Below are 21807 nucleotides of genomic sequence, written 5' to 3'. Positions count from 1 at the left end.
GTCCGCTGTCACTCCAATAAGAACACTATGAAACCATCCATGCTGGCCAAGCTGGACCAACTGGCCAACCGCCTCGTCGAACTGGACGAACTTCTCATGTCCGAAGGCGCCACCGCGAACATGGACAGCTTCCGCAAGCTGAACCGCGAACACGCCGAGCTGAGCCCGCTCGTCGCCGTCTATCGCCAGTACCAGACCGCGCAGGCCGACATCGACGCCGCGCAGGAGATGCTGGGCGACCCGGACATGAAGGATTTCGCCCAGGACGAAATCGACGATGCCAGGGCGCGCATGGCGGCACTGGACATCGAGCTGCAGAAGATGCTGCTGCCCAAGGACGAGAATGACGAGCGCAACATCTTCCTCGAGATCCGCGCGGGCACGGGCGGCGACGAATCCGCGCTGTTCGCGGGCGACCTGCTGCGCATGTACACCCGCTACGCCGAGCGCAACCGCTGGCAGGTGGAGATGGTGTCGGAATCGCCGTCCGACCTGGGCGGCTACCGCGAAGTCATCGTGCGCATCGTCGGCCAGGGCGCCTATTCGAAGCTGAAATTCGAATCGGGCGGCCACCGCGTGCAGCGCGTGCCGGCGACGGAAACGCAGGGCCGCATCCACACCTCCGCCTGCACCGTCGCCGTGATGCCGGAGGCGGACGAAGTCGAGGACGTGCAGATCAACCCGGCCGACCTGCGCATCGACACCTATCGCGCCTCGGGCGCCGGCGGCCAGCACATCAACAAGACGGACTCGGCCGTGCGCCTGACGCACCTGCCGACCGGCATCGTGGTCGAATGCCAGGACGACCGCAGCCAGCACAAGAACAAGGCGCAGGCGATGAAGGTACTGGCCGCGCGCATCAAGGACGTGCAGTTGCGCGAACAGCAGAGCAAGGAAGCGGCGACCCGCAAGAGCCTGATCGGCTCGGGCGACCGCAGCGAACGCATCCGCACCTACAACTTCCCGCAGGGCCGCCTGACCGACCACCGCATCAACCTGACGCTGTATAAGCTGGACATGATCATGGACGGCGACCTGAACGAGCTGACGAACGCCCTGTCCGCCGAGCACCAGGCCGAACAGCTGGCCGCGCTGGGCGACTGACCATCGTCAAACCGGGGGCAGAGCCCGGTTTTGGGCAATTTCCAAAAATCGGGCTCTGACCCCGGTGTTAAGACGGTTATAAGTTGCTAGACTGAAAATATCATCTTCGACAACGCCACCAGGAAACCCATGTCCTCATCCCGCAATCTCCTGCTCGCCATCGCCGCCGTCAGCATCGCCCTGGTCGGCGGCGCCCTGTACCTCCAGCACGCGAAGGACATGCTGCCCTGCCCGCTGTGCGTCATCCAGCGCTACCTGTACCTCGGCATCGCCATCTTCAGCCTGATCGGCGCGTTTGCCGGCAAGATCAAGGCCGGCGCCGGTCTCGCGCTGCTGTGCGCGCTGGGGGGCCTCGGCTTTGTCGGCAAGCATTTGTATGTGCTGGCGCACCCGGGCTTTTCGTGCGGGATCGATCCGATGGAGACGGTCCTCAACAAGATCCCGACCGCGACCCTGCTGCCCTGGCTGTTCCGCGCGGACGGCCTGTGCGAAGCGGCCCAGGAAACCGTGTTCGGCCTGAACGTGCCGCAGTGGTCGGCCGTCTGGTTCGTGATCCTCACGCTGGCCCTGATCGGGGTGCTGGCGCGGCGCGCGCGTTGATGCCGATCGCGCCCGGCGCCAGCATCGCCGCGGTGCAGGCCAGCCTGCCCCTCGATCCGCTGGAAAACCGCATCCTCCTGTGCCACGCGACGGGCCTGTCCCGCGTCCAGCTGATCACGCAGGGCGACCGCGCGCTCACGCCGGACGAGGCGCAGCGCCTCGGTGCTCTGGTGGCGCGCCGGCTGGGCGGCGAGCCGATCGCCTACATCGTCGGCAGGCGTGAATTCTTCGGCCTCGATTTCCAGGTCGGCCCCGCCGTGCTGATTCCCCGTCCCGACACGGAGCTGATCGTCGAACTGGCGCTCGAACGCCTGCCGCAAGGCCCGTCCCGCCTGCTCGACATGGGCACCGGCAGCGGGGCGATCGCCGTGGCCGTCGCGCACACGCGGCCGGATGCCGACGTCACCGCGCTCGACGTCAGCCCGGACGCGCTGGCCGTCGCGCAGGCGAATGCGGCCGCCAACGGCGCGCGCGTGCGTTTCCTGCACAGCAGCTGGTTCGATGCGCTCGCCGCCGACAGCACCTTCGACGTCATCGCCTCGAACCCGCCCTACATCGCGGCCGGCGACGAGCACCTGGCGCAGGGCGACTTGCGCTTCGAACCGGTGGGCGCGCTCACCGACCATGCGGACGGGTTGTCGGCGCTGCGCATCATCGTCGAGGGCAGCCCGCGCCGCCTCGTGCCGGGCGGCTGGCTGCTGCTGGAACACGGCTACGACCAGGCCGCGGCCGTGCGGGCGCTGCTGCTGGACGCCGGTTTCACGGACGTGCAAAGCTGGCAGGACCTGGGCGGCATCGAACGGGTCAGCGGGGGACGGTTCGGCCGCTAGGGTCCATCTGACTGATACGACGTGAAAAGCGCTGTTTCCGGCATCCTTAGCACGTCGTCATTAGCACGTCGTCCCCGCGCAGGCGGGGACCCAATTTTGCGCGGGCGGCCTCTCAAACTTGGATTCCCGCCTCCGCGGGAACGACGTAAAGATTGATGCCGCTGGCCTTAGTCAATCAGATAGGCCCTAGCACCCCGGCGCGGCACGCCTGCCCGCTTTGTTACAATGCCCGGTCCACCACCCGGAGCCACACGATGCGTCGACTGTTCGCGACCCTCATCCTGCTGGGGCCCCTGGTCGCACTCGCCGCGGACGTCGCCACGCCCGCCCCGGCCGGCGCCGCCGAACAGGCGCAGGCCCTGTTCGAGCGCGACTGGCAATGGCGCCTCAAGCACCAGCCCGAATTCGCCACCAGCGTCGGCGACCACCGCTACGACGCGTTACTGGCCGACACCTCGCTGGCCGGAAGTAGCGCCGCCGGCGAACACGCGCGCCGCATGCTCGACCTCGCGCGCCAGATCGACCGCGCGCAACTGACGGGCCAGGACCGCCTGTCCTGGGACCTGTTCACGGGCGACCAGGAACGCCTCCTCGCGCGCGCCGCCTTTGTGGCGTTCGACCCGCAGCCGATCAGCGCCCAGGACGGCCTGCAGATCCGCTTTCCCCAATTGGTCGCGCAAATGCCGTTCTTTACCGAGGACGATTACCGCAACTACATCGCGCGCCTCAACGCGCTGCCGCGCCACGTCGACGGCATCATCGAGCAGATGCGCGAAGGGATGCGTACCGGCTGGACGGCGCCGAAAGCCATCATGGCCGGCCTGCCCGCGCAGCTGCGCGCGATGCGTGAGCACATGCAGGACGGCGCCCTCGCCGCGCCGTTCCAGCGCCTGCCCGCCACCATCGACGAAGAAGCGCGCAAGCAGCTCGCCCTGGACGGCGCGGCCGCCCTGCGCACGGCGGCGGGCGCGCTGCAAAAGCTGGAAGACTTCGTGCGCACCGACTACCTGCCGGCCGCGCGCACGACGATCGGCGCGGCGAACCTGCCCGGCGGCGCGGCGTGGTACGCGTATCTCGTGCAGGCCGCGACGACGACGGCGCTGACGCCGGCCGAGATCCACGCGCTGGGCGAGCGCGAAGTGGCGCGCATCCGCGCCGAGATGGAGGCGACGGCCGTGCGCACCGGCTTCAAGGGCAGCTATCCCCAATTCGTCGCGTTCGCGCGCAGCGATCCGCGCCTGTTCCCGACCAGCGCCGACGCGCTGCTGGAACGCTACCGGCGCACCATCGCGCGCGTCTACGCCCAGCTCCCGCTGCTGTTCGGCGTCATTCCGCAAGAGGAGCTGGCGGTAAAACCCGTGCAGCAGGAAGGCGCCGACACGCAGGGCGGCGCCTACTACGAAGCCGGCACGCCGGCGCGCACGGCGGCCCTCGTCGTCAACACCAGCCGCCTGGACACGCGGCCGCTGTGGGAAGTCGAGACGCTCGCCCTGCACGAAGGCGTCCCCGGCCACCATTTGCAGGTCGCGCGCGCCCACGCCATCGAGGGCCTGCCGGCATTCCGCCGCCACGCCTGGTATCCCGCGTTCGGCGAAGGCTGGGCGCTGTACGCCGAGGGCCTCGGGCCGGAACTGGGGCTGATGCGCGATCCGTTCTCGCAGTTCGGCCGCCTGGCCGACGAACAGCTGCGCGCCGCGCGCCTCGTCGTCGACACGGGCATCCATGCGCTGAACTGGTCGCGCCAGCAAGCCGTCGACTACCTGGGCGCGAACACGGCCAATCCGCGCGCCGACAACGAGGTCGAAGTCGACCGCATGATCGCCCGGCCGGGCCAGGCGCTGGCGTATAAAATCGGCCAGCTGCGCATCGTCGCGCTGCTGGCGCGCGCGCAGGCGGCGCTGGGCGCGCGCTTCGACGTGCGCGCCTTCCACGACGCCGTGCTGGAGAACGGCGCGCTGCCGCTGGACCTGCTGGAACGCCGCATCGACCGCTGGATCGCCACGCAGAATACGCCCTCCGCGCCCGCGCCGGCGGCGCCGGTTTCATCGGAGCCGGCGCTGTTCCATTAACCGGAATGTCATATTGAGGGGCGCCCGGCGCACTCGGCCAATTTCGGTTACTCTCTGCGTTTGAAGGCAGTATAAGAAAGGAAACCTCGTGTCGAACCAACTGACCCGCCGCCTGGCCCTGCTGGACGACGATGCCCACCGCGGCCTGCTCCTGCAAGGCTTGCGCGGCATCGAGCGCGAGACCTTGCGCGTCGATGGCCAGGGCCACCTGGCCCGGACGCCGCATCCGGTCCGACTCGGCTCGGCCCTGACCCATCCGCAGATCACGACGGATTACGCGGAAGCGCTCCTCGAATTCATCACGCCGGCCGAGCACGACATCGGCCTGGCGCTGCACCGCCTGGACGCGATCCACCGCCACGCCTATTCCAGGCTGGACGGCGAGCTGCTGTGGAGCCAGTCGATGCCCTGCGAGCTGCCGTCCGAGGAAGACATCGAGATCGCCTGGTACGGCAAGTCGAACATCGGCATGCTCAAGCATGTGTACCGCCGCGGCCTGGCCCTACGCTACGGCAAGGCCATGCAATGCATCGCCGGCATCCACTACAATTATTCGCTGCCGGAAGCGCTGTGGAAGCTGCTGGCGGAGAACGAAGGCATTCCGGAAGAACGCCGCAACGCCCTGCGCGACTTCCAGTCCGAAAGCTATATCGCGACCATCCGCAACTTCCGCCGCTACAGCTGGCTCCTGATGTACCTGTTCGGCGCGTCGCCCACGCTGTCGACGGGCTTCCTGCGCGGCCGCGAACACAATCTCGACACGCTGTCGGACGACACGCTGTATCTGCCGTATGCGACCAGCCTGCGCATGAGCGACCTGGGTTACCAGAACGACGCGCAATCCGGCCTGCGCCCGCACGAGAACAGCCTGGAAAGCTACGTCACGTCGCTGATGGACGCCGTCAAGCGCCCGTATCCGCCGTACGAGGACATCGGCACGAAGAAGGATGGCGAGTGGGTCCAGCTGTCGACCAACATCCTGCAGATCGAGAACGAATACTATTCGACGATCCGGCCCAAGCGCGTCATCCGCACGGGCGAGCGTCCCGTGCAGGCGCTGTGCAGCCGCGGCGTGCAGTACATCGAGGTGCGCTGCCTGGACGTCGACCCGTTCGAACCGGTCGGCATCGCGCTCGAGACGGGCCGCTTCCTGGACGCCTTCCTGCTGTTCTGCGCGCTCGAGGAAAGCCCGATGATCAATGCGATGGAGGGGCAGATCCACGCGCGCAACTTCGCGCGCACCGTGAAGGAAGGCCGCCGCCCGGGCCTGACCCTCACGCGCAACGACCACGACGTGCTGCTCACGGATTGGGCGGACGACCTGCTGGAACGCATCCGCCCCATCGCCGAACTGCTGGACCACGAGCACAATTACAAGGGCGCGCACATGGACGCCCTGAACGCGCAGAAGGCCAAGGTCCTCGATCCCGACAAGACCCCGTCCGCGCGCGTGCTGCAGGAAGTGCGCGCGCTCGGCTCCTTCGCGCAGTTCGGCCTGCGCCAGAGCGAGCTGCACGCCGAGGCGTTCCGCGCCGATCCGCTGATGCCGGCGGAGACCGCCCTGTTCGACGAGATGGCGCAGGCGTCGCTGGCCGAGCAGGCGCAGATCGAGGCGACGGACACGGGGTCGTTCGACGACTTCGTGGCGGCGTACAACAGTAGTACACTGTGCCGTAACAGCTGACACGCGGGCGTCGACATTTCAACATGCACGTCGGTGGATGACTGAACCGAGGCGCCCCTTGCTCACTTTTTTCAACGAACACCACGCCCAGCACGCGAGCGCATCGGAGCCGCCCCAGCGCATCGACCTCGTCGCAAACGAGTTCACGCGGCGCGGCCTGGGCCGCATCGTCACGCCGCACGGCGTGCCCCTCACGTCGCTGGAACGCACGCACACGCCGCGCTACCTGCACTTCCTGCGCAGCGCCTGGAACGCGTGGCTCGCACTCGATCCGCGCAATGCCGAGCGCGACCCGTTGCCGTCCGTGTGGCCCGTGCAGGGCATGCGGCGCGACGTCGAACCGGACGATTTTGCGGCCCGCCTCGGCCTGTATGCCTTCGACGGCAGCACGCCGCTGACGGCGGGCACGTGGACCGCGGCCAAGACGGGCGCCGACTGCGCGATCAATGCGGCGCACGCGCTGCGCCTGGGCGAACGCGGCACGTTCGCCCTCACGCGCCCGCCCGGCCACCACGCCGGTGCCGATTACTTCGGCGGCTACTGCTTCCTGAACAACGCGGCGCTGGCGGCCCAGCACCTGCTCGACGACGGTCTGCAGCGCGTGGCCATCCTCGACCTCGACCCCCACCACGGCAACGGCACGCAGGACATCTTTTATCGGCGCAAGGACGTGCTGTTCGCGTCGATCCACGCCGACCCGCGCACCGACTATCCGTTTTATGCGGGACATGCGGACGAGACGGGAGAAGGCGCCGGCCTGGGCTGCAACCTGAACGTGCCGCTGCCGCGCGGGACCGGCGCGGCGCAATGGTTCGCCGCGCTCGAAACGGCCTGCATCAAGATGGCCGGCTTCGCGCCGCAGGCGCTCGTCGTGTCGCTCGGCGTCGACCGTTTCGACGGCGACCCGCGCTCGCACTTCGGCCTCGGCAGCGGCGACTTCCTGCGCATCGGCGAGCGCATCGGCTTCCTCGGCCTGCCGACCGTCTTCGTGTTCGAAGGCGGCTCGGTCGTGCCCGAGCTTGGCGTCAACGTGGTCAACGTGCTCGAAGGTTTCGAGACGGCGGCCTGAACCTGGAAATGATGATGATCGAATGGCAGTGGAGCGGCTTCGCCGACCTGACGGCGGCGGCGCTGTACGAGATGCTGGCGCTGCGCCAGCAGGTGTTCGTGCTCGAGCAGGCGTGTCTTTACCCGGACATCGACGGCCTCGATCCGGGCGCGCACCACCTGCTCGGCTGGAAGACCGTCGCCGGCAAGCGCGAGTTGGTCGCCACCCTGCGCTGCCTGGCGCCGGGCGCGAAATACGACGAGATGTCGCTGGGCCGCGTCGTCACCAGCCCGTCCGCGCGCGGCACGGGACTGGGCCGCGAGCTGGTCGCGCAAGGCATCGCCTGCGCCGGCCGCCTGCATCCGGGCCACGCGATCCGCATCGGCGCCCAGGCCCACCTGGAAGCGTTTTATGCGGGCTTCGGCTTCCGCACGGTGTCCGCCCCGTACGACGAGGACGGCATCCTGCACATCGACATGCTGCGTCCGGCCGCCGTCATTTGAGCAGGCCGGACTTCGCCGGGTCGGGCATGCGGATCGCGACGAGGCAGGCCAGCGCGCACATGACGCTCACATACCAGTAGAAATACGGCTCGTGGCCGGCCTGCTTGAACCACAGGGCCACGTATTCCGCCGAGCCGCCGAAGATCGCGTTGGCGACGGCATACGACAGGCCCACGCCCAGCGCGCGCACCTCGATGGGGAACATCTCGGCCTTGACCAGGCCGCTGATCGACGTGTAGAAGCTGACGATCGCCAGCGCGCAGATGATCAGGGCACCGGCCGCCAATGGGCTGGACACGTGGCGCAGCGTCGTCATGATCGGCGTCGTGAAGATGGCGGCGAGCGCGCCGAACAGGATCATCGACGTGCGCCGGCCGATGCGGTCGGACAGCGCGCCGAACGCCGGCTGCAGCAGCATGTAGATCAGCAGGCAGACGGTCATGATCCGGCTCGCCGTTTCCGTGCTCATGCCGGCCGTGTTGACGAGGTATTTCTGCATGTACGTCGTGAACGCGTAAAAGATCAGCGAGCCGCCGGCCGTGAATCCGAGCACCGTGACGAATGCGCGCCGGTGGTTGCGCAGCAGCGACGCGACGCTGCCGGCGGCCTCGCTCTTGCGCTCGCTGGCGGTGGTCGTCTCGTGCAGCGAACGGCGCAGGTACAGCGACACGAGGGCGGCGCAGGCGCCGACGACGAACGGGATGCGCCAGCCCCAGGCCTTAAGTTCGTCGTGCGTGAGGAATAACTGCAGGATGCCCAGCACGAGCAGCGCCGCCAGCTGCCCGCCGATCAGCGTCACGTATTGAAACGACGCGAAAAAACCCTTGCGCCCCGCCTGGGCCACCTCGCTCATGTAGGTGGCGCTGGTGCCGTATTCGCCGCCCACGGACAGGCCCTGGAACAGGCGCGCCACCAGCAGCAGAAACGGCGCCGCCGTGCCGATGGTGGCATACGTCGGCAGCGCCGCGATCATCAGCGAGCCGCCGCACATCATGAGCACGGAGATCATCATCGCATTGCGCCGGCCGTAGCGGTCGGCAACGCGGCCGAACAGCCAGCCGCCGATGGGCCGCATGAGAAAACCGGCCGCGAAGATGCCGGCCGTGTTCAGCAGCTGCGTGGTGGGATTACCCTTGGGGAAAAAGGCCGACGAGAAATACAGCGCGCAAAACGAATAAATGTAGAAGTCGAACCACTCGACCAGGTTGCCCGACGACGCGCCGACGATGGCGAAGATGCGCTGGCGCGGTGTGAGGTTGTCGATGGCATGCGAGTCCGCCGTATCCGCTGTATCCGTCGTGGTCATTTGTCGTCTCCGAGAGTGCACCGATTGCCCTGGCCGCGGCTGGGCGAATCCCGGAAGGGTTCACGGAGGGTCCGCCTGCCCGGCACGGCCGCAAACCGAAGATAACAGTTTCCCGGTTTTGCCGGCGCCACGGATCAGCGCCGCATCCCCCTGCGGCGCCACAGCAGCGCCGCGCTGCCCGCCAGCAGCATGAGGGCCGCCGGCGGTTCCGGCAGCGGCGAGAGCAGGACCGGTGCGCAATAGCCGAATTCGTTGCAGCTGTTGGCCACGATCTGGCCGGCGTCGTTGATCCCGACCGCGTCCATCAATACCTGGATGCCGAGGCCGTCCGTGACGGTGTTCAGGTCGGTCAGGCTGCCGCCGGCATACACGAAGGCATGCGAAAAACCGTACTCGACAAAACTCGAATAGCCGACCACGACACCGGCCGCATTGATGGCGTGGGCTTCGCCGTACTCGCCGCCGAACGAGCCGAGGTCGTGCATCGTGCCGTCGCTGTACAGAAAGGGATGCCAGGCCGCATCGCCGCTGGTCAGGCTGTAACCGGCCACCTGGCCCGCATCGTTGATCGCTTCGGCCCAGCTGAAGCCGCCGCCCAGCGTGCCGAGGTCCTGCATGGTGCCGCCGTGGTACAGGAAGGCGTGCGCCCCGTCGTTCGGGAAACCCGGGCCCGGCTGGGACCCGCCGACGATCATGTCGGCATCGTTGATGGCGCGTGCCCGGGCGTCCGTCCCGCCCAAGGTGCCGAGGTCCGTCAGCGTGCCGCCGCTGTACAGGAACGCGCGGCTGTTGCCGGACGTATCCGTGGAATCGCCCACGACCTGCCCGGCCGCGTTGATGCCGTAGGCGACGCTGTCGCCGCCGTACAGCGTGCCGATGCCCTGGATGTCGCCATTGCGATAGACGAAGCCGCGCGTGACGTCGCCGGACAGGGACGCGCCGATCACGGCGCCGTTGTCGGTGGCGGTCGCATAGGCGGACGGGCCGCCCAGGGTCGGCAGGAACATCGTCGCGCCGTCCTGCCAGACGAAGGCGCGTCCCACGCCGTCCGCATTGGCGCCACTGCCGACGACGCTGCCGTCGTTGCCGATGCCGTAGGCCGTGAAGTTGGAAGGCAGGAAGGTCGCGCTGTACAGCGGGTCGGCCAGCGCGGCCGGCGCGGCCAGGACCAGGCCGCACCCCAGTGCCGCGAGCGATCGCGCGCGGCGCCGGCGCAGGCGCCAGGCCAGCAGGGCGAGCCCGGCGGACAGCAGTGCCCGACTGCCCGGTTCGGGCACGGCCGGCACGAGGTCCAGGCGAACGTCCGCGCACGTGCCCAGGCGGCACGCGCGGCCCAGGACCTGGCCGGCGTCGTTGATGTCAGTGGCGTCGATGATTTCCCAGCCGTTCGCCCCCGCCACGAGCGTGTTCAGGTCGACCATGTGGCCGTCGAGATAGATGAACGCATGGTAGCCCCAGCCGACGTCGGTGATGAGGTCCGACGCGCCGACGACGACGCCGGCATTGTTCAGCGCCCGCGCATAGCCCCAGGTGCCGCCCAGCGAGCCGAGGTCGACCAGGTGGCCGTCGCGGTATTCGAAGGGCCGCGACAGCGCGGTGTTGTCCGGGTCGACGTTCGTTTCCGACCAGCCGACCGCCAGCCCGGCGTCGTTGATGTCGTAGGCTTCGCTGCGCAGGCCGCCCAGCGTGCCGAGGTCCTGCATCGTGCCGCCCTGGTAAATGTAGGCGTGGCGGTCCGGGTCGACCGGGGTTTGCGTGGGGACGAGCGTGGCCGTGCCGGTCACCGCGCCGGACGCGTTGATGGCCGCGGCATAGCTCCAGTCGCCGCCGAAGGTGCCGATCAGGTGGATGCCGCCGCTGTCGTACAAAAAGCCGCGCTGCGCCTCGCCGACGAAGGGCTCGGCGTTGCCGGCGACCATGCCGGCGTCGTTGATGCCGCGCGCGTTCGAGGTCGGGTACATGTCGGCGGGCAGGCCCGATGCGACCGGCACCACGGTGCCGCCCACGTAGGCGAAGGCATTGCCGTTGTACGGACTGTATTGCGAGCCCGCGACGTCGCCGCGGTCGTTGATCGCGCTGCCGTAGCTGTCCGGCACGACACCGCCCAGGCTCGTGATCGTGCCGCCGGACAGGATCGCGGCCGCGCCAGCATAGGTGCCGACGATCTGGCCCGCATCGTTGAGCGCCGCCGGCGCGAAACCCGCCGGCAGGAAGTCGACGGTGTACTGCACGACGGTGTACTGCGCGACGGTGTACTGTGGATCGGCCCACGCGTGCGCGCTGGCGCACAACGACAACCACAAGGAGAACAGGCAACGGCGTATCGACATGGCAGGCTCCGGATGAAATACAGGCGTGCCAACGATAAGGGCCGATACGTCGCGCGGGCCTGAGCGAAATCAGGCGTGCGCGACTCCGTGCCGGATCAGCAGGCGGCGCTGCCGCAGACTTTCACCAGCTCGACTTCGAACACGAGGCCGGTGTTGCCCGGGATGACGCCCTGCACGCCCTGGGCACCGTAACCCAGGCTGCTCGGCATCACGATCGTGCGCTTGCCGCCGACCTTCATGCCCTGCACGCCCTGGCTGAAACCGGGGATCACGGATTCGCTCGTGCCCGTGGCGCCGACGACGAACGTGAACGGCTTGCCGGGCTGCGACGCGTCGAACTTGGTGCCCTTGAAATCGGCGGCGGCGGCGCTGTACAACCAGCCCGTGTAATTGACCTGCACGCGCGCGCCGCTGACGGCTTCGGTGCCGGTGCCGATCGCACTGTCCGTCTTGGTCAGCGCGGCGGGATTGTTGACGACGGCGGGGCTGCCGCCCGAATCGCCGCCCCCGCCGCCGCACGCGGACAGGGTCAGGATGGCGGCGAAGGCGGCGGCCAGCGGGAAGGACAGTTTCATGGGACTCCTACGGGACAGGTTGGGTTAGCGGATGGAAACCCGCACCTTACCAACCGGTCCCGCAAGCGTCTGTCGAGGATTTGTATGCTTTTGTAATGGCGTCAGATCTCGACCTGCGTGCCGAGCTCGATCACGCGGTTGCTCGGAATCTGATAATAGTCGGCGGCCGTGCGGGCATTGCGCTGCATGGCCACGTACAGGTGCTCGCGCCACGGCGCCATGCCCTGGCCCGGCACCGAGATCACGGTCTGGCGCGCGATGAAGAACGAGGTCTCCATCATCTCGAATTCGAGCGCCTTGGCCGCGCACAGGCGCAGGATGTGCGGGATGTCGGCCTCGTCCTTGAAGCCATAGGTCACGTTCAGCTGGTAGCAGTTGTGGCCCAGCGGGACGACGTCGACCTGCTCGTTTTCCGGCACGTACGGCTCTTCGCGGATGCGCACCGTGAGGAACACGACGCGCTCGTGCAGCACCTTGTTGTGCAGCAGGTTGTGCAGCAGCGCGTGCGGCACGCCGTCGGTTTCGCCGCGCAGGAAGATGGCGGTGCCGGCGACGCGGTCGGGCGGCGCCACGAACAGCGATTGCAGGAAGTCGTCGAGCGGGATCGCGTGCTTTTCCAGGTTCTCGAACACCAGTTCGCGGCCGCGCTTCCAGGTCAGCATCGTCGTCAGCAGGATCGCGCCGAGCAGCAGCGGGAACCAGCCGCCGTGCAGCAGTTTCAGGGTACTGGCCGAGAACAGCATGATGTCCATGATCATGAAGAAGCCGGTGGCGCCGAGGCACACCAGCAGCGGCAGGTGCCAGCGGTAGCGGATCACGAAGAAGGTCAGGATCGTCGTCGCGAACATGGTCGCCGTCACCGCGATGCCGTAGGCGCCGGCCAGCTTGTCCGACGAACCGAAGCCGACCACCGCGATCAGCACGACGATCAGCTGCAGCCAGTTCACGGCCGGGATGTAGATCTGGCCGATCTCGCTCTCGGAGGTGTGCATCACGCGCATGCGCGGCAGCAGGCCGAGTGCGATGGCCTGCTTGGTCATCGAGAACGTGCCGGAGATCGTCGCCTGCGACGCGATCACGGTGGCCATCGTCGACAGCAGCACGAGCGGCAGCACGCTCCAGCTGCCGAGCTGGTGGAAGAATGGGTTGTCGAGCGCTTCCGGATGCGTGATCAACAGGCCGCCCTGCCCCAGATAGTTCAGGGCAAGCGCCGGGAACACGACGATGAACCAGGCGGAGCGGATCGGCTTCTTGCCGAAGTGCCCCATGTCCGCATACAGCGCCTCGGCGCCCGTAAAGGCCAGCACGACGGCGCCCAGCGCGACGAAGGCGATCATGCGCTCGCGCAGCATGAATTCGAATGCGTGCAGCGGGTTCAGCGCCTGCAGGATCACCGGGGCCTGCACGATGTTGATGACGCCCATGACGGCCAGCGCGGCGAACCACACGACCATGATCGGACCGAACCAGCGGCCGATGCCGGCCGTGCCGTGGCGCTGCACGCTGTACAGCCCGACCAGCACGACGATCGTCAGCGGCACCACGTATTTTTCCAGGCCGGGCGTGGCCACTTCGAGACCCTCGATCGCGCCCAGCACCGAGATCGCCGGCGTGATCACGCTGTCGCCGTAGAACATGGTGGCGCCGAACACGCCCAGCACCATCAGCACGTAGTGCCAGCGCGACGTGCGCGTGACGGAGTTCAGCGCGAGCGCCATCAGGGCCATGATGCCGCCTTCGCCGCGGTTGTCGGCGCGCAGCACCAGCGTGACGTACTTGAGCGAGACGATCATCGTCAGGCCCCAGAAGATCAGGGAGACAATGCCGAGGAGGTTCGGCGTGGACAGTTTCAGCCCGTGGACGGGATCGAAGATGGTCTTGAGCGTGTACAGCGGGCTGGTGCCGATGTCGCCATAGACGATACCGACTGCGGCCAGCGTCAGTGCCGCCAGGCTGCTTTTATTGTGTTGCGCCGTCAAGGTTTCACCGTTTTGTTGTTCTGATGCGTTGCACAATAGAATAATTGACAAGGAATGGCAAGAGTGCGTCCTTTCTGTCCGGGTGCCATTTCTCAGAGTCTGCATCAACGATGACGGGCTGAGCGCACGTCAGAAACGGGGGGGCCTCCAGCACGGCCGCGCCCGTTCAGGGATAATGTCGAACCACTCACCTGCTCCACTTTCCCATGAACACCGGCATCCTGTCCGCCGTCCTCGCCTTCCTGTGCTGGGGCCTGTTTCCGCTGTATTTTCATGCGATCGGCGAGGTGCCGCCGCTGCAGATCCTCGCGCATCGGATGCTGTGGTCGCTGCTGTTCCTCATGATCGTCCTCGCCGTGCGGCGCCAGTGGACCTGGCTGCATACCGTGCGCCGGCCGCGCGTGTTCGGCAGCTTCGTCGTCTCCGCCGTCCTGCTCAGCGTCAACTGGCTCATCTATATCTGGGCCGTGAACAACGGCCACGTCATCGAAGCCAGCCTGGGCTATTTCATCAATCCGCTCGTCAACATCATGTTCGGCTCGGTGCTGCTGAAGGAGCGCTTGCGGCGCGCGCAGTGGATGGCGATCGCCGTGGCGGCGCTGGGCGTCGCATGGCTGACCTGGCAGGCCGGCAACGTGCCCTGGGTCGCGCTGGCGCTGGCGGTATCGTTCGGCGGCTACGGCCTGCTGCGCAAGACGGCCGCGCTCGGCGCGCTGGAGGGGCTGTCGTTCGAGACGATGGTCCTGTTCCCGCTCGCGGCCGCCTATGTCGCCTGGCTCACCGTGCACGGCGAGAATGCGTTCCTCAACACCGGCTCGAACACGACGCGCCTGCTGCTCGTCGCGGCCGGGCCGATCACGGCGATCCCGCTGCTGCTGTTCGCGTCGGGCGCGCGCAAGATTCCGCTGTCGGTCGTGGGCCTGCTGCAATACCTGTCGCCGACCCTGCAATTCCTGCTGGGCGTGTGGCTGTTCCACGAAGCTTTTACGCCGGACCGCCTCGTCGGCTTCGTCCTGATCTGGCTGGCGCTGGCCCTGTTCGCGGCCGAAGGCCTGCTGAACCGGCCGCAACCGGTGGCCAAGCAAGCTTGAACCGGGGTCAGAGCCCGATTTTTGGCAATTTCCTGAAACCGGGCTCTGACCCCGGTTTAGGGAAATTTCCTGTTTTCGGGCTCTGACCCCGGTTGCGGGCGCGACGGGCGCGCCGTTCTACAGTATCCTGTCGTCCTCATTTCACATCGAAGCACTAGAACATATCAATGGCCAATTACGTCTACACCATGAACCGCGTGGGCAAGATCGTCCCACCGAAACGCCAGATCCTGAAGGACATTTCGCTGTCGTTCTTCCCGGGCGCGAAGATCGGCGTGCTGGGCCTGAACGGCTCCGGCAAATCGACCCTGCTGAAGATCATGGCCGGCATCGACACCGACATTCAGGGCGAAGCGCGCCCGATGCCGGGCCTGAACATCGGCTACCTGCCGCAGGAACCGCAGCTCGATCCGGAAAAAACCGTGCGCCAGGAAGTGGAAAGCGGCCTGGGCGAAGCCTTCGAGGCGCAGGCGAAACTGGAAGCCGTGTACGCCGCCTACGCCGAGGAAGACGCCGATTTCGACGCGCTGGCGAAAGAGCAGGAGCGCCTGGAGTCGATCATCGCCGCCTCCGACGGCGGCAACCTGAACCTGCAGCTGGAAATGGCCGCCGACGCGCTGCGCCTGCCGCCGTGGGATGCGAAGATCGGCGTGCTGTCGGGCGGCGAAAAGCGCCGCGTGGCGCTGTGCAAGCTGCTGCTCAGCAAACCGGACATGCTGCTGCTGGACGAGCCCACCAACCACCTGGACGCCGAATCGGTCGAGTGGCTGGAGCAGTTCCTGCTGCGCTTTCCGGGCACCGTCGTCGGCATCACCCACGACCGCTACTTCCTCGACAACGCCGCCGAGTGGATCCTGGAACTGGACCGCGGCCACGGCATCCCCTGGAAGGGCAATTACTCGTCCTGGCTCGACCAGAAGCAGGCACGCCTGAAGCAGGAGGAAGCCACCGAATCGGCGCGCCAGAAGGCACTGCAGAAAGAACTCGAATGGTCGCGCCAGAATCCGAAGGCACGGCAAGCCAAGTCAAAGGCGCGCCTGGCCCGCTTCAACGAACTGTCCGAATACGAATACCAGAAGCGCAATGAGACGCAGGAGATCTTCATTCCCGTCGCGGAACGCCTGGGCAATGAAGTCATCGAATTCAAGAACGTCTCGAAAGCCTTCGGCGACCGCCTCCTGATCGACAACCTGTCGTTCACCGTGCCGCCGGGCGCGATCGTCGGCATCATCGGCCCGAACGGCGCCGGTAAATCGACCCTGTTCCGCATGATCGCCGGCGTCGAGCAGCCGGACAGCGGCGAAGTCGTCATCGGCAAGACGGCGCAGGTCTCGCTCGTCGACCAGTCGCGCGACAGCCTCGCGGCCGGCAAGACCGTGTTCGAGGACGTCAGCGGCGGTGCCGACATGCTCAGCGTCGGCCGCTTCGAGATGCCGTCGCGCGCCTATCTCGGCCGCTTCAACTTCAAGGGCGCCGACCAGCAGAAACTCGTCGGCAACCTGTCCGGCGGTGAACGCGGCCGCCTGCACCTGGCCAAGACGCTGCTCAAGGGCGGCAACGTGCTGCTGCTGGACGAACCGTCGAACGACCTGGACGTCGAGACCCTGCGCGCGCTGGAAGACGCGCTGCTGGAATTCGCGGGCAGCGTGATGGTCATCTCGCACGACCGCTGGTTCCTCGATCGCATCGCGACCCACATCCTGGCGTTCGAAGGCGACTCGCAAGTCACCTTCTTCAACGGTAACTACCAGGAATACGAAGCCGACAAGAAGAAGCGTCTGGGCGAAGAAGGCGCCAAGCCGAAGCGGATCCGCTACAAGCCGCTCAGCGCCTGATCCCGTTCCGCCCGGCCTACTCCTCCAGGTAGCGCTGGGCGTCCAGCGCCGCCATGCAACCGCTGGCGGCGCTGGTGATCGCCTGCCGGTAGACGTGGTCCTGCACGTCGCCGGCGGCGAACACGCCCGGCACGTTGGTGGCCGTCGCGAAGCCGTGGCGCCCCGTGCGCGTGACGATGTAGCCGTTCTCCATGTGCAGCTGACCCGCGAAGATGGCCGTATTCGGCTGGTGGCCGATGGCCACGAACACGCCGTGGACCGGCAGCACGCGCGTGCCCGCCGCGCCGCGCAGGCGCAACGCCTGCACGCCCGCATCATCGCCCAGCACCTCTTCCAGCTCGTGGTTCCACAGGATGTCCACCTTGCGCTCTTCCACGCGCGCCAGCAGGCGCTCGACCAGGATCGCCTCGGCGCGCAGATGGTCGCGGCGGTGCACCAGCGTCACCTTGGCCGCGATGTTCGACAGGTACAGGGCTTCTTCCACGGCCGTGTTGCCGCCGCCGATCACGGCGACTTCCCTGCCGCGATAAAAGAAGCCGTCGCACGTGGCGCAGGCCGACACGCCGCGGCCCATGAAGGCCTGCTCCGACGGCAGCCCCAGATAGCGCGCGGAGGCGCCGGTGGCGATGATCAGCGCGTCGCACGTGTAGTCGCCCAGGTCGCCGGACAGGCGCAGCGGCCGCTCGTGCAGGTGCGCGGTGTGGATGTGGTCGAGGACGATCTGCGTTTCGAAACGCCGGGCGTGCAGTTCGAAGCGGCGCATCAGATCCGGTCCCTGCACGCCGTCCGGGTCGGCGGGCCAGTTCTCGACGTCGGTGGTGGTCATCAGTTGACCGCCCTGCGCGACGCCGGTGACGAGCAGGGGATTCAGATTGGCGCGCGCCGCGTACACGGCGGCGGAATAGCCTGCCGGGCCGGAACCCAGGATCAGGACGTTGGCATGTCGGTTCATGGGCAGGTATCAGGAAGCGAAGTGGCGGGACAGGTGGGCGGCGAACTGCTCGGGCGCCATGAAGCCGATCACGCGGCTTTGCGGCACCTCTTTCCCCTGCCGGAACAGGATGATGCCGGGCGGCCCGAACAGGCCGAATTTCTTCATCAGCGCGCGGTCGTCGTCATTGTTGGCGGTGACGTCCACCTGCAGCAGGCGCACCTGCTTCATCTGCGCTTCCACCTGCGGTCTGGAGAAGGTAAAACGCTCCATCTCCTTGCACGACACGCACCAGTCGGCATAGAAATCCAGCATGACGGGCGTGGCGGACGACGCCAGCACGCGATCCAGTTCGGCCAGCGTGCGGATGCGTTCGAACCGCGTTTCCTTGCCCTGCTTGCCGTCCGGCGCCGCGGCGGCGAGCGCCGTGCCGCGCAGGTGGGCGAGCGGCTGCAGCACGTCCTGGCCCGCGCTGGCCGCGCCCACCAGTTCGAACAGGCCGCCCGTCAGCAGCACGAGGCCCAGCGTCTTGCCGGCGTAGCGGCCCAGTCCCGCGCCGGCGGCGACGGGTTCGAACACGCGCAGGAACACGGCGCACAGCACGGCGAACGCGCCCCACAGCAGCATCGCGACGGCGACCGGGAACACGGGCGTCACCATCCAGATGGCCACCGCCAGCAGCAGCAGGCCGAACACGCGCTTCACGTGGTTCATCCAGGCGCCGGCGCGCGGCAGCAGGCTGCCCGCGGAGACGCCCGTCAGCAGCAGCGGCACGCTCATGCCGGCCGCCATCGAGAACAGCGCCCAGCCGCCCGTCCACACATTGCGCGTCTGGCTGATGTACAGCAGCGCGCCCGCGAGCGGACCGGCCACGCACGGACCGACGATCAGCGCCGACAGCGCGCCCATGACGAACACGCCGGCGAAACGGCCGCCGCTCATGCTCCCGCTGGTCGCGGAGAGGCGGCTCTGCAGGCTGCTGGGCAGCTGCAGCTGGTAGACGTCGAACATCGACAGCGCCAGCACCACGAGCAAGCCGCCGAACGTGAGCAGGACCCATGGCTTCTGCAGCGCGCCGGCGAGACCTTCGCCGGCCAGGCCCGCCGCCACGCCGAGCGCCGTGTAGACGAGCGCCATGCCCAGGCTGTAGGCCAGCGCCAGGATAAAACCTTTACGGCGCGTGGCATTGCCCTCGCCGACGATGATGGACGACAGGATCGGCACCATCGGCAGCACGCACGGCGTGAACGACAACAACAGGCCGAAGGCGAGGAACGCGAGGCCGATGCGCCAGGCGCTGCCCGACTGCAGCGTGCGGCGGGCCAGCGAGCTATCGTCTTCCTGCGCGGGCGCGGCCTGCGGTGCCGGTGCGGCTGCGGCTGCGATGGGTGCCGGTGCGGCGGCGGCATCCGGCGCCGCGGGCTTCAGCGCGCCCGGCGTCGCCGGGTCCACCATGAACGCGACTTCGGCGGGCGGGTAGCACAGGCCCGCGTCCGCGCAGCCCTGGTAGCCCACGCGCAGCACGAACGGCGTCTGCGCATCCGCCGCGACCGGCAGGTCGGCCGCCAACCGGCCGGCATAGGTTTCCATCTCCTTATTAAAATTGCTGTCGAACTTGCGCAGGCCGTCCGGCAGCGCGGGCTGGCCGACCTGCGGCGCCGTGAACACGAGGCGGTCGCGGTACAGGTGGTAGCCGGGCGCGATGGCCCAGGCCAGGTGCACGGTGCCGCCGGCGCGCAGCTCGGCGCTCAGCTTGAACGCCTGTTCGGGCGGCAGGAAATCGTCGGCGGCCATGGCCGACTGCCCGGCCGCGCAGATCATCAGAGTGAGCGCGGCCATCCATCGAAAGAGGTGCTTCATGATGCGTAATCTCCTGAAATACTGTGGTGATGCGTTTGTCCCGCGCCGTCGATGGCGAAGTACGCGAGGCCGCTGGCGGCCAGGAAGGACAACCCGTCCGCTTCCTTGAGCATGGCGATGGTCGACACGCTGCCGCCCAGCACGGCCAGCGGCGCCAGCACGCTCACGGAGCGCCAGTACGACACCGGCATGCCGGTGCGCGGATTCAGTACATGGCAGTAGCGCGTGCCGTCGATGTCGAAAAATCGCTCGTAATCTCCGCTCGTCGCCAGCGCGCCCTGGCTCACGGCGATGCTGGCGACGATGCCGTCCGGCTTGCGCGGGTCCTGGATGCCGATGGCCCAGGGCCGGCCATCCGGTTGCGGCCCGACGAAGCGCATGTCGCCGCCGAGGTTCACGTAGCCATGCCGCACGCCGCTTTGCAGGAGCAATGCGCACGCGCGGTCGGCCGCGTATTCCTTGCCGAAGCCGCCGAAGTCGATCTCCATGCCGGCACGCGGCAGGAAGATGCCGCCGTCCTCGCGGCGCACGGCCGGCCAGTCCACCAGCGCCAGCAGCGGCGCCAGTTCGTCCGGCGCAGGCACGCGCGGATGGCGAAAATCCCAGGCGCGGCGCAGCACGCCCGAGGTGATGTCGAACAGGCCGTCGCTGGCGCGATATAAATGGTCCGCGTAGGCGAGCAGCTGGGCCGTCTCGGCGTCGCATTCCACGCGATAGCGCCCCGCCGCGGCGTTGATGCGGCTGACGATGCTGTCGGTGCGGTAGCGCGAATACGTCCGCTCGATGCGCCGCACCTCGGCGACGGCCAGCTGCGCCAGTTCGTCCGCCGCACAGCCGTCCACCGCGGCGAGCCGGATTTCGCACCGGCTGGCCATCGCGTCGAACGGAAAGCGGTAGACCTGTTCTACCATCGGCGCGTCAATCCGACCTGGAAGATGCGGGCGCGCAGCGGCGCCAGGCCCGGACTGCCGTCGTGGAACAGGCGCCAGCTCCCGCGCTGTTCGTAACCCTCGACCTTGACGTCGACCGTCCACAGCTTGCCGATCTCGCGCACGACCTTCAGCCCCACCGTGACGGCGCCGAAGCCGGACAGCCGCTGGTCCGGCGACGACAGGCGGTCGACACCCGCGCCGCTCGAAAAGCCCGGCGGGAATGGCGGGCCGAGCGTGCCGTCGTACACGGGATCGTAGTAGAACGAGGCCGCGCTCTGCGTGTAGAGACGCACTTCCGGCACGACGCTCCAGCCGCCGGCGAGCGGCTGCACGTACTCGCCGGACAGCGTGTGCGCGCGGATGCGGTACGAATCGCTGTAGTAGCGGTAGCCCAGGCGCGTCGTGCCGCCCGTGCTGTCCAGGTAGTGGTTCCAGCGCAGCAGCACCGTGTTCTGGCGGCGCGAACGGGGCCGGTTATCAAACAATTTATACGGATCGTTGAAATAGCCGTCGCCGTTCGTGCGCGTGAGCGTCAATTGGCCGATGTCGTTCGGCGTCAGCACCCGCGTCACGCCGGCCAGCACGCTGACCGTTCTCTTGTGCTCATCGACGACGACGTGGTTGACCGGGTCGATGCTGTCGCGGCTGCCCGCGAGCCCGAACGCCCACGTCGTGTCGTTGTCCTCGCTGGACAGGGTGCCGTTCAGCGACAGCGCGCGCGACACGTAATCGTGCTCCGTCGAATACGCCGCACCGGCCGTCAGCGTGCCGCGCCGGAAGTAGCGCGTGACGGCGACGTCGCCCGCTTTTCTCTCGTCCTGCATGTGCGAGGCGCCGGAGACGGCCGTGTGGTAGCGCGGCGACGCGCCGGACACGTCGTCGGCCGTCAGCGTGCCTTCGATGGACCAGTCGCTGGCGACGGGTGCCGTCACCGCGATCGACGGCGAGTGCGCGCGGATGCGGTCCAGGCCGGACTGGCGGTCGGCGTAATCGAGATAGCGCAGGCTGATGCTGCCGTTTTGCGGCGGCTCGTCGGCCAGTGCCTGCACGCCGGGCAGCAGCAGCGCGGCGGCGAGCAGGGAGGCGGCGAGTTCCTGCGGAGGTTGCATGGGTTTCGTCATGTGTTCCCC

General features: G+C 67.7%; 17 protein-coding genes. 9 read left to right on the top strand and 8 right to left on the bottom strand.

The annotated features are described in order from the left end of the window. Positions 1 to 27 precede the first annotated feature (27 nt). The 7 genes from prfA (at position 28) to ACEN9Q_RS26215 (ending at position 7838) form a co-directional block, all read left to right on the top strand. A complete protein-coding gene (gene prfA / locus ACEN9Q_RS26245; RefSeq protein WP_495626569.1) occupies positions 28 to 1104 on the top strand; it encodes a peptide chain release factor 1 in 1077 nt (358 codons plus the stop codon). A 129-nt stretch (positions 1105 to 1233) separates the two neighbouring features. After that, positions 1234 to 1704: a disulfide bond formation protein B gene (locus ACEN9Q_RS26240; protein WP_056445225.1), complete on the top strand. Its 471-nt coding sequence runs from the start codon at positions 1234 to 1236 to the stop codon at positions 1702 to 1704. Then, positions 1704 to 2534 carry a peptide chain release factor N(5)-glutamine methyltransferase gene (prmC, locus tag ACEN9Q_RS26235; RefSeq protein WP_056445227.1) on the top strand — a complete coding sequence of 277 codons (831 nt, stop codon included), beginning with the start codon at positions 1704 to 1706 and terminating at the stop codon, positions 2532 to 2534. The genes ACEN9Q_RS26240 and prmC overlap by 1 nt, the downstream gene beginning before the upstream one ends. 254 nt (positions 2535 to 2788) lie before the next feature. Then, the gene (locus ACEN9Q_RS26230) at positions 2789 to 4603 is read left to right on the top strand and encodes a DUF885 domain-containing protein (protein ID WP_495626568.1); all 1815 of its coding nucleotides are present in this window, start codon (positions 2789 to 2791) and stop codon (positions 4601 to 4603) included. An 88-nt stretch (positions 4604 to 4691) separates the two neighbouring features. Then, complete coding sequence (gene gshA, locus ACEN9Q_RS26225) at positions 4692 to 6287, top strand: glutamate--cysteine ligase (protein ID WP_495626567.1); 1596 nt, start codon at positions 4692 to 4694, stop codon at positions 6285 to 6287. Positions 6288 to 6345: 58 nt separating this feature from the next. Continuing rightward, positions 6346 to 7356, top strand: coding sequence for a histone deacetylase family protein (locus ACEN9Q_RS26220; protein ID WP_495626566.1), 1011 nt, complete (start codon positions 6346 to 6348; stop codon positions 7354 to 7356). Positions 7357 to 7370: 14 nt separating this feature from the next. Next, positions 7371 to 7838, top strand: a complete 468-nt coding sequence (locus ACEN9Q_RS26215) for a GNAT family N-acetyltransferase (protein ID WP_056445277.1) — start codon at positions 7371 to 7373, stop codon at positions 7836 to 7838. Here the strand turns inward: ACEN9Q_RS26215 and ACEN9Q_RS26210 are convergent. The 4 genes from ACEN9Q_RS26210 to ACEN9Q_RS26195 form a co-directional block, all read right to left on the bottom strand. Next, a complete protein-coding gene (locus ACEN9Q_RS26210; RefSeq protein ID WP_056445238.1) occupies positions 7831 to 9144 on the bottom strand; it encodes an MFS family transporter in 1314 nt (437 codons plus the stop codon). The two genes, ACEN9Q_RS26215 and ACEN9Q_RS26210, sit on opposite strands and share 8 nt — an antisense overlap. Before the next feature lie 134 nt (positions 9145 to 9278). Next, positions 9279 to 11474: a PEP-CTERM sorting domain-containing protein gene (locus ACEN9Q_RS26205; RefSeq protein ID WP_495626565.1), complete on the bottom strand. Its 2196-nt coding sequence runs from the start codon at positions 11472 to 11474 to the stop codon at positions 9279 to 9281. A 95-nt stretch (positions 11475 to 11569) separates the two neighbouring features. Further along, the gene (locus ACEN9Q_RS26200) at positions 11570 to 12049 is read right to left on the bottom strand and encodes an FKBP-type peptidyl-prolyl cis-trans isomerase (RefSeq protein ID WP_495626564.1); all 480 of its coding nucleotides are present in this window, start codon (positions 12047 to 12049) and stop codon (positions 11570 to 11572) included. Positions 12050 to 12150: 101 nt separating this feature from the next. Next, on the bottom strand, positions 12151 to 14028 hold the full coding sequence (locus ACEN9Q_RS26195) for a potassium transporter Kup (protein ID WP_495626563.1): 1878 nt from the start codon (positions 14026 to 14028) through the stop codon (positions 12151 to 12153). Positions 14029 to 14234: 206 nt separating this feature from the next. Here ACEN9Q_RS26195 and rarD point away from each other — a divergent pair, with 206 nt between their 5' ends. Together rarD and ettA are read left to right on the top strand one after the other, a co-directional pair. After that, positions 14235 to 15119 (top strand): EamA family transporter RarD, encoded by an 885-nt coding sequence (gene rarD / locus ACEN9Q_RS26190; RefSeq protein ID WP_495626562.1) that lies wholly within the window; start codon positions 14235 to 14237, stop codon positions 15117 to 15119. A 167-nt stretch (positions 15120 to 15286) separates the two neighbouring features. Further along, entirely contained in the window at positions 15287 to 16954 is a 1668-nt protein-coding gene (ettA, locus tag ACEN9Q_RS26185; protein ID WP_056450432.1) for an energy-dependent translational throttle protein EttA, read from the top strand. 16 nt (positions 16955 to 16970) lie between these two features. Here ettA and trxB read toward each other — a convergent pair whose 3' ends face one another. Genes trxB through ACEN9Q_RS26165 form a run of 4 tightly spaced genes read right to left on the bottom strand, consistent with a single transcriptional unit; the run spans position 16971 to position 21786 of the window. Beyond that, entirely contained in the window at positions 16971 to 17906 is a 936-nt protein-coding gene (gene trxB, locus ACEN9Q_RS26180; RefSeq protein ID WP_056450434.1) for a thioredoxin-disulfide reductase, read from the bottom strand. Positions 17907 to 17915: 9 nt separating this feature from the next. Beyond that, the gene (dsbD, locus tag ACEN9Q_RS26175) at positions 17916 to 19745 is read right to left on the bottom strand and encodes a protein-disulfide reductase DsbD (RefSeq protein WP_495626561.1); all 1830 of its coding nucleotides are present in this window, start codon (positions 19743 to 19745) and stop codon (positions 17916 to 17918) included. Further along, positions 19742 to 20656, bottom strand: coding sequence for an FAD:protein FMN transferase (locus ACEN9Q_RS26170; protein WP_495626560.1), 915 nt, complete (start codon positions 20654 to 20656; stop codon positions 19742 to 19744). Before ACEN9Q_RS26170 ends, dsbD begins: the two co-directional genes overlap by 4 nt. Then, entirely contained in the window at positions 20650 to 21786 is a 1137-nt protein-coding gene (locus ACEN9Q_RS26165; protein WP_495626559.1) for a DUF3570 domain-containing protein, read from the bottom strand. Before ACEN9Q_RS26165 ends, ACEN9Q_RS26170 begins: the two co-directional genes overlap by 7 nt. Positions 21787 to 21807: the final 21 nt, after the last annotated feature.

This window comes from Massilia sp. Masssp93 (genome assembly GCF_059491295.1).
Note: the sequence above shows the minus strand (reverse complement) of the source record. Positions and strands in the feature narration are given on the sequence as shown.